This window comes from Maribacter sp. PR1 (assembly GCF_028464145.1).
Classification (GTDB): domain Bacteria; phylum Bacteroidota; class Bacteroidia; order Flavobacteriales; family Flavobacteriaceae; genus Maribacter.
In genome coordinates this window covers 581,713-596,078 of the sequence record NZ_JAQPCG010000001.1, presented here as the reverse complement: position 1 = coordinate 596,078, position 14,366 = coordinate 581,713, and the positions used below count along the sequence as shown (strand labels likewise).

Here is a 14,366-nt window from a genome sequence, read left to right as displayed (position 1 = left end):
ACAGAGTTTTTATAATTAATTAGAATAAATGTTAGTATCTTTTCGTTAAGTATTAAAAGCACCCTATGTTACACCCCGTGTTAAATAAATAAGAAAATGCCAACAGTAAAACGCTCAAAAGGAACTATTCGATTCACATTTAAGGATTCAAAGGTTAAACTTGAAAAAGAACCTAAAAGAGAATCTCTTATAATGATGTACTTCAGTAACGGAAAAGAACGATTTAAATATTCAACAGGGTTTTATTCTTGTTATTCGGATTGGGACTCTCAAAAGCAAAGAATAAGGAATAAGGCTCATATTATCGATAGGGATTATGTCAATGACTATTTAAATAAAATAGAAAGTGAGTTGTATAGGGAAATAAGTAAAATGAATGCTCAAGGAAAACCAATAACTAAAGAGTATTTAACAAGGAAATTAGACCAAATAACTGGGAAAAACCAAGAAGCAGATTCCTACGAGAAGCCTAACCTAATAGAATACTATTCTCGCTTAATACAGAGAAAGAAGGATAAAGTCAAACTAACCACACTAGGTTCGCACAAACAGACCCATAGGTTACTGCAAGAATATGACAACAAGTTAGATTTTGTGCAAATTGACCATGACTTTTATGATGCATTCATTGATTTCCTTTATTCAAAGGATTTTGCCCCCAATACTGTTGGTAAACATATTAAGAACCTAAAAGTAGTGATGAACTCCGCTACAAATGAAGGGATTAATACAAACTTCTTATATAGACAGAGGGAGTTTAAAGTTATTAAGGAGCAAACAGTTGCTATCTATTTGGATGAAGATGAAATTAAGCGGATTCATGAATTGAATCTTAGTGATTTCCCTAGACTAGAAAAAGCAAGAGATATATTCTTAATTGGTTGTTATACTGGTCAACGAGTTAGTGACTATAATGGATTAACTCGAGAAGATATCATTAAGAATAGGGGGTACGAGTTCTTTAAAATTAAACAAAAGAAAACAGGTAAAGAGGTCTTTTGTCCTATTTCAAATGAGATAAAGGAAATTATAAATGCCCCTAGAAATAAAGGTAATCTATCCTTAAAAATGAATGAACAAGATATTAATAGATACATCAAGGAAGTAGGAAGAAAAGCAGATATAAACCAACTTATAGAAGTTAGCTACTCTAAGGGAGATAAAAATATAGTTGAAAAAAGACCAAAATATTTACTAATAGCAACACATACAGCCAGAAGGTCATTCTGTACTAATATGTTCAAAAAAGGAATGAAACCATACCAAATAATGGAGGTTTCAGGGCATAGTTCAGAAAAAGTATTTTACAACTATATTCGAATTGATAAAGAAGAAAGAGCGGTTCGGATAGCCGAAAGTGGATTTTTCAATATATAATAGATGCTGAACAATAAAACCATAAACCTACCGTACCCAAAGATATCAGATGATTATTTGGATGAACACTATAAGCTTTTGAGAAAGGTTGAACAAATCCCATTTATTGCAACAATGAATTGGTGGATTATTGATTTCTTCGTAAGTAAGCATAATACTGAATTATACCCAGAAGCATCTAAACAAGGGACTTTGAAATCAAAATGCTATCGCCTTACCGATTCAGAAATTAGCTTCATTAATAATGGTTCTTTAGATAATGTTCTACAAAATCAAATAGATGATTTGGTGATTCATTTTTACAAATACCATCTTAAATTTAAGTATGAGAAACCTTCCTCGATAGCCTCTACCTATGCAGAGATTTTAAAGTATTTGCGTAGCGTTGAACCTCATGAACAAGTGGAAAGAAGGAACTACATATTAGAGGGAAAGGGGGTTAGAAAAAGCAGTCTTAGAGATTTACTTCTACGAAATATTAACGAATTAAATATAGAATTAGAATATAGGATATCGGAATTAGGATTTAATTTAAAGGATTTGCTAAAGGAATGGGACGATGAAGAATATGATGATGAGGAAGAGCAAATGTATAGCGGACTTTATTTGCCTATTACTGGGTATCATTTGGTTAACCCTGATAGGTTCGAAAACAAACTAAGGTCAATTTACAAGTTGTTAGTTCCTAAATTTCTAAACAGTAGAACAACAAGTCATGAGAACCTTGAACAGCTGTTCGGTCTTAATAAAAAGTTCTTAATAAAACCCATGATATGGATAGCCGACAAGAACGAACTGAATTATTTTTTCAGAAAGCTGAAATCAGAGGGTAAAATAACCGACAAACACGTACATCAAATTGCTCAAAGAGTTTTCGTAAATCCGAACTTAGAAACTATAACTAATATTTCCAATAGTAAAAAAAATCCATCTACTTCACAGCAAATTGATGATATTATCAAATTGTTCTAATACCTTTAAATACCCATTTTTATATATAATAAATTAATAATTATCTACAATAAGACCTGTGAATACCCATTTTAGGAAAATCACCTATTTCGTATTGTAATTTTGTACTCAAGTTCGCCAAAAAGGTGTGCTGTTAATTAAAATTTATAAATATGAAAAAGTTCTTATGTAGAAAAGAAGTAGCGGAAATGTTAGGTATTTCACTCGTAACACTTCACAATCACAACAAAAAGGGGATTTTAAAACCATCCCATAAAATCGGAAGAAAACCACTTTATCTCTTAGAGGATGTTCTTGCACAAATAGAATTGTCTAACCCTAAAAACTTACGTTATGCAAGCTAAAAGAACAATAAGTTATTTCGAAGGATTTAGTAAGCCAAAATGTGAAATGGATTTATCGGATATCTTATCAGGGATAAAGAAAGGTGATTTTCAAAAAGAAATATTACTAGAGATTAGAGACCGAAAAAAGAGAGATGAAGACTATAGCCAGTTGAAGAGGGGTTTGACAGGTTTTACTCCCTGTGGAACATTCAAAGTATCTCGAAAAGAAGGAAATCTAAAAGAATATTCAGGTCTTATTGTACTAGATTTGGACAACTTAGGAATTAGAAAGCTACCAAAGATTAAGCAACAAGCAATTCATGACCCACATACGTTAGCTGTGTTTGTCTCTCCCTCTGGCGCAGGACTTAAAATCCTAGTACAGGTCGATTCAGATAAAGATTTACATGCTGTAGCTTTTAAACAGGTTGCCGAATATTATGAATCTCTCTTGAATTTAGAAGTAGATAAAAGCGGTAAAGATGTTAGTCGTTTGTGTTTCATTTCTTATGACCCTGAACTATTCTATAATCCAAATTCAAAGGCTTTCCAAATTGTTGATTTAATTGAAGAACAATTTTCAAAAGCACTTGTTCTTACTAGTAAGTCTAATCAATTCATTGAGGGGCAGAGAAACAATTTCGTTTATTCACTTGCTTGTAACTGTAATAGGCTAGGAATACCCATAAAAGCAGCAACTAAATTTATAATGGGTAAATATGCCTATGATAGGGATGAGGTCTTAAGCACCATAAATAGTGCATATTCTAGGGTTTTGCCGCCCTTAAAAGATTCGTTTAAAGAAGCAGACCCCATAGAGACTTATTTATCCAGAAAATATGATTTTAGATTTAATCTTGTCAAGGGTTCAGTTGAATACAAGGAGAAGGGTGAAACTTGTTATAGTGGTCTGACCGACAGAACGGTTAACTCTTTTGTAAGAGAATTGAAAATCGAAGGTTTGAAGATTCACAAGAATAAACTAGTAGACCTTCTAGAATCTGACTTTTCGCCTGAATTTCACCCAATGGTGGAGTATCTAACTGAACTGCCTGTTTGGGATGGAGAAACGGATTATATAGCCGACTTGGCTAAAAGAGTCAGTACCGATGACAATGAGTTCTTTGTTGATGCTTTCAAAAGATGGTTTGTGGCAATGGTGGCTTGTGCTATATATCCTGATATCGTCAACCAAAGTGCGTTGATATTTTCGGGAGGACAAGGTATTGGCAAGTCTACCTTTATTAGGAATCTCTTACCAAAGCAGTTAAGGCATTATCAGTATTCTGGGATGATTGAACCCAAAAGTAAAGATTCACTTATTTATTTAGCTGAATGCTTTATTATCGATTTAGATGAACTTTCAAATCTTACTAGAAAGAGCAATAACGAAATGAAAGAAATGATTACCAAAGGCAAGGTTAAAGTGAGAAGACCATATGGAAAGATGAGTGAAGATTTACCTAGAAGCGCTTCATTTATTGGTTCTGTCAATGAAGACCAGTTCTTAACGGACACTACGGGTAATAGGAGATATTTATGTTTTAGAGTTGATAAAATAGACTATACAAGTCCAGTAAATCATCAAGGTGTGTTTTCACAAGCCTATAAGTTATTGAAATCTGGTTTCAAGTACTATTTTGACCAAGATGATAACAAAAAGCTGACTGCAAGAAATGAGAAATTCAGGCAAAAAAGTCTTCTCGAAGATTTAATTGATAATTATAAACCTGCGGATAAAATTAATGATGCTGATTTATATATGAATGCAGGGGAGTTTCTAAATCATCTTAGTGATGAGTTCAAAGTACAAATAGATGACCGAAACAATGTTAAGTTAGGTATACTTCTTTCTCAACGTGGTTACAAGAAACGAAAAAGAGGTGGTAGGTATGTTTATGCAATTGATATTAAATCTAATCTTGACAATGATGAGCAAGCCGTTTTAAAGTTATCAGCTTAATATAGGGGAGGGGGTAGTAGTTTCCAAAGACTTTTAAAATATATATTTAATTAAATAAGTATATAAGGAAAAGTTATAAACGTTACCTATCCCCTCTTTCTTTTTAAAAAGCTAGTAAATGAAGAAAAATAGTTAGTTGCTTGGAGAGTTTAGGTTAGATGTGTAATAGAATAGACCTCCCTTAACAAACTACCCTTTATTCACTCCTTGCAAAAGTAGCTTACTGCAATTCTAGTAGGGTCTTAGAAGGGATATTGAATATGTCATTCCCATGTTTTAGTAAAAGTAAAATGTCTGCTCTAACAAATAATATTTTGGACTTTTTCCATTGAATAAATTAAATTCTTAACGGTTAAATCCAATAAAATGAAAAACTTATAATTCTAATAATAACAATTAAAATATAATAGATGATGATTGATATAGATAAAAACTTTATAATAGAAACGCTTCATAAACTTACTGGATATCAAAATGTTTTTGCAGTTACCAATTCAAGGATGAACGAAGACCAAAGTATTGAAAATGGGAAGTTCTTTCAATTAATGCCAAAAAGGTTAGACGGTGGATTCTTCGATTGGTATTGTATACAAAATGAATATGGACAGTTTTATCATTCAGAATGTGAATGTGCTTTAAAGTTCATATCCAATTACATTGAATGGAGAAAAATGGGTTAAACTTTTTAAGGCTAAAACTAAAGGCAGCTAATCAGCTGTCTTTTTTCTTAAATGTATATTCAATTCATTTTGATATAACAAACTTGACTAGTCTATTTCGTGGTTTGAGTTACTCTTGGTTATATTTTAATTAGCTCCCTATAGATGTTTGTATATCCAAATTTCTCTCTTTTAAATTAGACTCACAGTTATAATAAATAATAAATCATACCGTTATCACAACTCACAATCTCCACTATATTTTATTAATAAAAATCTTACATTAATGATATTTAATCCTTTATCCAGTTTTCAGAGCTCCATATGCCTTATGAAGAAGGTGTTTTTAGTATTCTTTATTATATGTCTCTCCTTGTCGTGTACAAAGGAAACCATTATTGAGGGCGTGGCTGGTGCTGATGGTAGGGATGGAATTGATGGTCAAGATGGCGCAAGCATTACAGCTACAGTTATTGACTTAGAAGTAGGTAGTGAAGAATGCCCGAATGGCGGTAGTATTGTTACATTGTTTGCAGATGGTATTCAATTCAATGAAATTGTTACCTGTAATGGTATAGATGGGCAAGACGGTACAAATGGAGAGGATGGCGTGGCTGGTGCGGATGGACAGGATGGGGTAGATGGACAAGATGGTGTTGATGGTGTAGATGGTCAGAACGGTACAGATGGACAGGATGGCGTGGATGGTGCTGATGGAGCAGACGGAACAGATGGTATTGATGCTACAGGAGCGGAATTGTATGACTTCTCGGGCTTTTATTTACACGAAAGTGGATTATATTCTCTGGATGTTTCTAATATAAGATATGCACCTAATAGTGTGAATGGAGGTAGGTATACTTTTGATATAACATCTAATGGGCAAACAGTTGAGGCATATTTTGAACTTGAAAATGCAAATACAAATGAGTTGGTAGTTGATGGTATTATCAGTTTTGGTGATGCCTATCTGGCATTACCACATTATCAATATGAAACTATTGTTTTTGGCGGACAAATAAGAGATACAGCTACTGATAACGTACTCGATGGGGGTGCATTTATCAAGCAATAAATGGTAACTCAAAATCATTGGTTGCAAATGTCTCACTAGGCATTCTGTTAAACAGCGCATTTCTCGGGAATCCAATATTATAAATAAATAATCCAAATCTTATCTAATGAAAATCTCAAAATCTTTAATCTATTTATTTGTTACAGTCCTTACGTTTAGCTTAAGTTCCTGTTCTAACGATTCAGATGATGACAGTATGGAAGAAGCAACTGAATTAATTATTGGCGAATGGCTATTTGCTTCGCAAAATGATTATCGCTGTGGGACAGATGAAGTAGTAACTGACAGACCTGCTTCCGATAATGAGTATGACCAAACTTTGGTATTCAATAGCGATATGACTTATTTAAGATATAGGGATGGTGAATTGGTAGATTTTGAAGACCAAATGGGTACATGGGAAAATATTGGCGATGGTTTCTATCGTTTGAACTATACAGTAGAAGGTGAACCCGATTCTTATAGTTTAGAAGTAGAATTTATAGGTAATAACACTATGAATTTCGGCATTGACGACCCTTGTGTGGAAATAAGCACAAAGGGCAATATCTATACCTATTCTGTATACAATAGACAGTAAATAATTTACAATATATATAGAATAAAGACAGCCTAAACAGCTGTCTTTTCTTTTGTTAAAATAGTATTTCACTTTTATTTACATATTTTTAAACTGTAATATAAAACTGACCAATTTTAAATTTAATTAAGTCAGTAAAAATGTTGAATTACTAATCGAACAATGACACAAAACAAACTAAACCTTTCCACCCTAGAATCATGGCTGTGGGATTCAGCAAACATATTAAGAGGAAGCATCGATTCTTCGGATTTCAAAAACTACATCTTCGGATTACTATTCTTAAAACGCTCAAATGACGTGTTTGAAGAAGAGGTTGAAAACATTATGCAACGTGATGGCGTTTCCAGAGCAGATGCCGAAGACGAAACCTATTTTCAATTACCAGAAGAATCTCGTTGGGAGAACATAAAGAAACATACCGAGAACATTGGTATTGCATTGGACAAAGCCTTTGCAGCCATAGAGCGTGAAAACACCTCATTAGAGGGGGTTATGACTGCTACCAAGTTTGGAGATAAGGAGAAGCTGTCCGATGAGTTATTACAGCGTTTGTTAAGGCACTTTAACCAACATTCATTGCGCAATGACCACCTAGAATCTAATGACCTCTTAGGCGATGCCTATGAGTATCTGATTAAGATGTTTGCCGATGACGCTGGCAAGAAAGGTGGTGAATTTTATACCCCTAGAGGCGTGGTACAGTTGATTGTACAGCTGATTAAACCTGAACCCAAACAAAAGGTGTATGACCCTACCTGTGGCTCTGGGGGTATGTTGATTGAGTCTGCCAGATACATAGCACAGCAACCCAACGGTAAAGTTGGGAACAATGTAAATGTTTCACTATTCGGACAAGAAAAGAACTTGGGTACTTGGGCAATAGGTAAACTGAATATGCTGCTACATAACTATATGGATGCCGACATCAGAAAAGGAGATACCCTGACCACCCCACAACACAAGAATGATAATAACGAACTAACCCTTTTTGACCGAGTAATCGCCAACCCACCTTTTTCTCAAAGTGGTTGGTGGACACCTGCCGAAAACTCTATTGAGGTGAAGTTGGACAAGAACGGTAAGGAAAAAAAAGTGTCACCCAACTATAATAAAGTAGTGAGCGACCCTTATGGACGTTTTCAATATGGGATACCACCCAGAGGGTATGCGGATTTGGCTTTCTTACAGCATATGATAGCTGTTTTGAAACAGGATGGAAAGGCTGGTGTGGTTTTGCCACACGGCACATTGTTTAGAAGTGGTACAGAGGGTAAGATTAGAAAAGCCTTATTGGAAGCCGATTTGGTGGAAGGTATTGTAGGTTTACCAAGTGCATTGTTTTACAATACTGGCATACCAGCTTCTATTTGGATTATCAACAAGGACAAAACAGAAACACAAAAAGGTAAAGTAACCATCATTGATGCCAGTAGTGATTTCAAAGATGGTAAAAACCAAAATGAATTGCTGGAAGAACATATTAGTAAAATTGTAACCGCTTACGATGGTGCTGTGGATGTAGATAAATATATGCGCATTGTTGATGTTGCTGAAATAGCAGAAAACGATTTCAACCTCAATATTTCCCGTTTTATTGATACCAGCGAACCAGAACCCGAAGTGGATATTAAAGCCGTTCATCAAAAGTTGGCTGTGTTGGAACAACGTGAAACTGACATTGATAAAAAACTAGCTGGATTTTTAAAGGAGTTGGGGGTATGATGGAAAAACTTAAACCCTTTGGCTATGATGATATACCAGATGATTGGACTTTAAAATCATTAGGGGATATCTCGGCTAGTAATCATCAAGGAATCAATACCGTTGCTGAAAAAGTAAAATATGTTAATGATGGTTATCCTATACTTCAAGCAAAACATATTACTAGCGAAAAAATACAGTTGAATGATACAAAGTATGTGGATGATGATGATTGGTGTAAGTATAAAAACAAGTATCAACCAAAATACGGGGAGATTTTATTATCCAACATAGGAACGATTGGCAGAACAGTTCTTATAGAAAAGGAAATAGATTTATTGATTGCATGGAATATTTTTCTAATTCGTCCTATTCAATCGTTGGCTTTCCCTCCGTTTGTAAGAGAGGCATTGCGATTTTTGTATTCGAACAAATATTTGGATAGGCTAACAAGTGGAAATGCCACTAAGTTCGTCAATAAATCACAGGTAGAGTCTACTCCTATTCTGTTACCCCCTCTCGCAGAACAACAAAAAATAGCAGAAATACTAAGCACAGTAGATGCTAAAATTGATGTCATAGACCAACAGATAAGCGAAACCCAAGAACTCAAAAAAGGCTTAATGCAACGCCTAATGACCAAAGGCATTGGGCATACCGAGTTTAAAGATTCATCTTTGGGTGAGATTCCTAAAAGTTGGAAAGTGGTAAAGATTCAAGACCTATTAAATGAGGGTAGAATAATTAGTCATTTAGACGGTAATCATGGTGGATTGTATCCTAAAGCAGATGAATTTATAGATGATGGTGTACCGTACATTAGCGCAAATTGTTTTATTAATAGTAAAGTTGATTTTTCGAAATGCAAACATTTATCAATGGAACGTTCTCTGCAATTTAGAAAAGGTGTTGCAAAAAATGGTGATGTGCTTTTTGCTCACAATGCAACAGTCGGTCCTGTTGCTTTCTTAGAAACTGATTTGGATTTTGTTATACTTAGCACTACTGCGACTTATTTTAGACTAGACAATAAAACTATTGATGCTAAATATTGGTTATTTTTTCTTAGTTCACCAACTTTTAAAAATCAATATGAAAAAGTAATGGGACAATCAACACGGAATCAAGTTCCAATAACGATGCAAAGAAGTTTTCTTTCTGTGCTTCCAACATTTCAAGAACAAAAGGAAATATCAGAAATTCTAAATACAACCGATAAGAAATTAGAAGTATTATCAGAAAAGAAAACAAACTACGTAGAATTAAAACAAGGCTTAATGCAGCAGTTATTAACTGGTAAGGTTCGAGTACAACTAAATTCTTCTGTTACTTCATGAGCCAATCAACTAAAGAAATAATTAAAGGCGCTGTACTATCAGATTGTGAAACTTATCGCTACCAACTTTGGCGTATCTGGGATAAAAACAAACCAACTATTCTGTTTATCATGCTTAATCCAAGTACAGCAGATGCTGATGAAGACGATGCTACCATTAGAAAGTGCTTCCGTTATGCTACTAAATGGGGTTATGGGGGGTTTTATGTTGGCAACTTATACGCCTTTAGGTCGAAAGATAGAAGTGTATTAAAATCAGTATTAAATCCCATAGGTGAAGAAAATGAAATGAATCTTATGGAACTTAGTATAAAGTGTGATAAGATTGTCTGTGCATGGGGCAATGAAGAAGGTAGACCAAAACGCATTTTTTCCAAATTCAGAAACTTACATTATCTAAAAATAAATAAAGACAAAGAAAACTCACCTGCTCATCCCTTGTATTTAAATGGTGATTTAATACCAATTAAATTTTAATGAACCAATCACCAGAATACATCCACAGCGAATTACCAGCCATAAAGTTGTTCCAGCAGATGGGGTATCATTATTTTGATGCCAGTCAGCAAGATGAAAGAGCGGACATCACAGAAGTTATTCTAAAAGACAGGCTTTTAGCTGCTATCAAAAGGCTCAACACTTGGATTAATGATAACAACCTCAACAAAGCATATAACGAGATAACCACCGTTAATGGCGCATCATTAATGGAAATCAATGAAAAGGTCTGGGAACTCATTAGAGGGGGTACATTTTCTGTGAAGCAGACCATAGATGGGGTTGAAGAATTTAAGGTGGTTCACTTTATAGACTACCTGCATCCAGATAACAATGACTTCTTGGTGGTGAACCAGATGAAGTATCATGGTAGGTATCAACATTCCGTACCTGATTTGGTGGTATACATTAACGGCTTACCTATTGGTGTAATTGAATGCAAGTCACCCACAGCACAAAACGCATGGGACAAAGCCTACAGCGATTTAAAATATTACCAAGAAAACTCACCAAAGCTATTCCATTACAATCAAATCTGTGCTGGTATTTGGGAGGTTGGAGGTAGGTATGGAGCGATAAATTCACCTCAACAGTTCTATTCTGTATTTAAGACCAGTAAGGAAGATACGGACATCATCAACCAAGCTAAGAAAGACCAAGATAAACTCATTATAGCACTTTTTAAGAAAGAAAGGGTGTTGGATATCATTCGGCACTTTGTACTGTTCGAAGTGGAGGAAGGGAGCACCATTAAAAAGTTACCTAGATACCAACAACTAAGAGCCACCAACAAAACCATTGCACGCTTACAAGGGGGTGAAGGTGGTGTGGTTTGGCATACACAGGGTTCTGGCAAGTCCCTAACGATGGCATATGTGACCCGAAAGCTGCAAGCACCCGAATATGGTTTTAACAACCCAACGGTACTGATAATGACAGACCGTAAAGACTTGGACAGGCAGATTACCACTACCTTTCAAAATGTCGGTTTTAAGAATGTGAATCAAGCCTCTTCGGTAGTTCATCTGGATAAATTATTGCGTAACGATTACGGGGGAATCATCACAACTACCTTACAGAAATTTCAAGAAACCGACAAAGATGCAACCACCTCAACCGACCAAACAGAGTTGGAAGAACATGGAAATCTTAAAATTGAAAAACATCTGAATGAGAAAACCCTCACTAAGATTACCAAAGTACTCCAAAAAGGTAAATGGGTCGAAATAGAACGAGTAGAAATAGAACTGGAAGAACTATCCAGAAAGGAGAACCTTTACATCCTTGTTGATGAAGCACATCGTAGTCATTATGGTTTTCTAGCGTCCTTTATGCGTACCGTATTGCCAAATGCAAAGTTTGTTGCCTTTACGGGCACACCCATTTCCAAAGAAGACAAATCAACTTTAGCGGAGTTTTATGGTGGTAAATATATAGATGTGTATACCATTATGGAATCTGTGGCTGATGGCGCAACGGTAGAGTTACTGTATGATGAGGGAATCGCCAAGTTGGATGTTAAAAAAGAGGAGTTAGACCAAAAGTTTGAAGAACAATTTGGTCATCTTTCGGAAGACAAAAAAGACAAGCTAAAAAGGGAAGCCTTGCGGAAATACCAATTGTCGGCAGAGCGCATGGATGCCATAGGAAGACACATGATTGACCACTACAGGGATAAAATTTTCCCAGATGGTCATAAAGCTATGATTGTCTGTAGTGGAAGAGAGGCAGCAATTAAATATCAAGAAGTCCTAGAGACCCTTAAAGGAGAAGGTTATCACAATTTTGAATCTAAGGTGGTGATTAGTATAGCCTCTCCAAAGTCGGATAGAATTGCTAAAACGTACTATGAGACTTTAGAATGGAATAAAGAAAATCCTAATGATAAAAGACCAGTCTTGGTCGTGCCACCAGAAGATATCAAGGATGCTACCAATGACTTCAAACTGCCCTTTGGAAACGCAGCAGAAAGGGAGAAGTCTGGTAAAAAGAAGTTTGACAATACCGCTTTTATGATTGTATCGGATATGCTGTTGACAGGATGGGATGCCCCTATAGCCTCTTGTCTGTACTTGGATAAGCCATTAAAGGAACATAACCTGTTACAAGCCATTGCAAGGGTCAACCGTTCCAGAAAAGGAAAGAACGCTGGTTATATTGTTGATTACAACGGTATCACAGCGTATTTGATTCAGGCATTGGAAATCTTTTCAGGCGATATAAGACCAGATGATATCTTAAAGAACATCAATGAAGAGTTTCCCAAATTGGTCATGAATCACACCAAACTGGTGGAGTTCTTTAAATCAATGAAGATTGACAGAAACTATAACCGTGAGGACTATATCGATGCTGCTGTGCGGTTTATTGAGCCAATCAACAAGCGTGATGATTTCAAGGTGATGTTAAAGGATTTCAATAAGTCGATTAATATCGTGCTGCCCAACACCAAAGCATTAAAGTATCAAGGGGATTTTAAACTCTTCAATGAGATTAAGTTAAGAGCCAGAAACGCATACCCAGAGGATGAGGAATTGAAAATCACCAAAGACGAGAGCAAGATGCTTCAATCCATGATAGATGAGCATCTAAAAGCAGAAGGGGTTGAAAGTTTACTGGCAGAACCTATATCCATTATAGACAAGGATAAGTTTAAGGAGGAAATCATGAACTCATCACCAGCCACCAAAGAGTTGAAGATGCGAAATAACTTAAAGCACACCATAAAGGTTGGTATTGACAAGAACCCTGACTTCTATAAACCTTTGGCACAGCGATTGGATGAACTGTTGAAGTTAAAAGCAGAACAGCGCATCACTCAATTAGAATTGCTAAAAGCCTACACCGACATACAGGACGAAATCATTGACCAACAAAAAGAAGGAGAGCAAAAAGGCTTTGTTACAGAGCGTGAGAGAGCCGTTTATGACTCTATGAAGGTCTTATTCGGTGAAGACGCAGAAGACGCTACAAAGACCATATTTGACCTTATAAAAGGGGAATTGGGTATTGTTGGATGGCAACGTAAGGGACAAGTGAAAAAAGATATTGAAAACAAAATTAGACGCTACTTGACCACAGCCAAAATAGAACGTGAAGATGCTAAATTGAAGGCAAAGGAAATGGTGGAAGTGCTAATAAAGAATAAGGATGCCTAGCGTACAATACGGACATAAAACCATAACATATTCCTTTAAAGAAAAGGAGAAACTTAAATCGCATTACATAACTGTGGACAAGGGTGATGGTGTTGTACTGAAAGGTAAATCCATTTCTGACGAAAAAGCGCAAAAACTAATCCTGAAAAAGGCTAAATGGATACTTGATAAATTGGACTTGGTAAGTTCCATTGGTGACGATGATATTGTAACAGGTTCAAGGATACAATACTTGGGTAGAAAGTACTATGTTGAGGTATTTGAGAACAACGAAATTGATGAAGTAATCATTGATTTTACAGAATCCAAATTTAAGGTTTCATTGCCTACATCACTAAATAATCAAGAGGAATTAATGGCAGCATTTGAAACCTTTTTAAGAGCCAAAGCTGAAGAGAAGTTAACGCCAAGAATAAAGAAATTAGTGAAAGTTACAGGACTAGCGTATAATAATTTCAAGATTAGAAAACTAGAAAAACGCTGGGGAAGTTGCACACCCTCTAACGATATCATAATTAATATAGACGCTATAAAACTTCCTTACAGCTTAATTGATTATCTACTGGTTCACGAACTGGTACACACCAAGATAAAGAGCCACTCAAAGGAGTTTTGGGCAGAACTTTCAAAGCACATTCCAAATTGGAAGGAATTGGATGATAAGATGTATGGGATGAAGTTGTAAGTTGATTTTACTTATGACTCTTTTAAGTGAAAT

Annotated in this window: 12 protein-coding genes; all 12 read left to right on the top strand. The window is 35.5% G+C overall.

The annotated features are described in order from the left end of the window. Window positions 1-96: 96 nt before the first annotated feature. The 12 genes from PP182_RS02525 to PP182_RS02470 all read left to right on the top strand — a co-directional run bounded on the left by PP182_RS02525 (window position 97) and on the right by PP182_RS02470 (window position 14,333). A complete protein-coding gene (locus PP182_RS02525; protein ID WP_272649756.1) occupies window positions 97-1,377 on the top strand; it encodes a site-specific integrase in 1,281 nt (426 codons plus the stop codon). Between the two features lie 3 nt (window positions 1,378-1,380). Further along, window positions 1,381-2,349 (top strand): hypothetical protein, encoded by a 969-nt coding sequence (locus PP182_RS02520; protein WP_272649755.1) that lies wholly within the window; start codon window positions 1,381-1,383, stop codon window positions 2,347-2,349. Window positions 2,350-2,501: 152 nt separating this feature from the next. Further along, on the top strand, window positions 2,502-2,693 hold the full coding sequence (locus PP182_RS02515) for a helix-turn-helix transcriptional regulator (protein WP_272649754.1): 192 nt from the start codon (window positions 2,502-2,504) through the stop codon (window positions 2,691-2,693). Further along, window positions 2,683-4,638, top strand: a complete 1,956-nt coding sequence (locus PP182_RS02510; protein ID WP_272649753.1) for a VapE domain-containing protein — start codon at window positions 2,683-2,685, stop codon at window positions 4,636-4,638. Before PP182_RS02515 ends, PP182_RS02510 begins: the two co-directional genes overlap by 11 nt. Before the next feature lie 410 nt (window positions 4,639-5,048). Next, on the top strand, window positions 5,049-5,318 hold the full coding sequence (locus PP182_RS02505) for a hypothetical protein (RefSeq protein ID WP_272649752.1): 270 nt from the start codon (window positions 5,049-5,051) through the stop codon (window positions 5,316-5,318). A gap of 265 nt (window positions 5,319-5,583) precedes the next feature. Beyond that, a complete protein-coding gene (locus tag PP182_RS02500) occupies window positions 5,584-6,372 on the top strand; it encodes a hypothetical protein (protein WP_272649751.1) in 789 nt (262 codons plus the stop codon). A gap of 106 nt (window positions 6,373-6,478) precedes the next feature. Further along, window positions 6,479-6,952: a hypothetical protein gene (locus PP182_RS02495; RefSeq protein WP_272649750.1), complete on the top strand. Its 474-nt coding sequence runs from the start codon at window positions 6,479-6,481 to the stop codon at window positions 6,950-6,952. Window positions 6,953-7,114: 162 nt separating this feature from the next. Beyond that, window positions 7,115-8,677, top strand: a complete 1,563-nt coding sequence (locus PP182_RS02490) for a type I restriction-modification system subunit M (protein WP_272649749.1) — start codon at window positions 7,115-7,117, stop codon at window positions 8,675-8,677. Then, complete coding sequence (locus tag PP182_RS02485) at window positions 8,674-9,993, top strand: restriction endonuclease subunit S (protein ID WP_272649748.1); 1,320 nt, start codon at window positions 8,674-8,676, stop codon at window positions 9,991-9,993. The genes PP182_RS02490 and PP182_RS02485 overlap by 4 nt, the downstream gene beginning before the upstream one ends. After that, window positions 9,990-10,469, top strand: a complete 480-nt coding sequence (locus PP182_RS02480; protein ID WP_272649747.1) for a DUF1643 domain-containing protein — start codon at window positions 9,990-9,992, stop codon at window positions 10,467-10,469. The genes PP182_RS02485 and PP182_RS02480 overlap by 4 nt, the downstream gene beginning before the upstream one ends. Next, window positions 10,469-13,648 (top strand): type I restriction endonuclease subunit R, encoded by a 3,180-nt coding sequence (locus PP182_RS02475; RefSeq protein WP_272649746.1) that lies wholly within the window; start codon window positions 10,469-10,471, stop codon window positions 13,646-13,648. Before PP182_RS02480 ends, PP182_RS02475 begins: the two co-directional genes overlap by 1 nt. Continuing rightward, window positions 13,641-14,333, top strand: a complete 693-nt coding sequence (locus PP182_RS02470) for a M48 family metallopeptidase (RefSeq protein WP_272649745.1) — start codon at window positions 13,641-13,643, stop codon at window positions 14,331-14,333. Before PP182_RS02475 ends, PP182_RS02470 begins: the two co-directional genes overlap by 8 nt. Window positions 14,334-14,366: the final 33 nt, after the last annotated feature.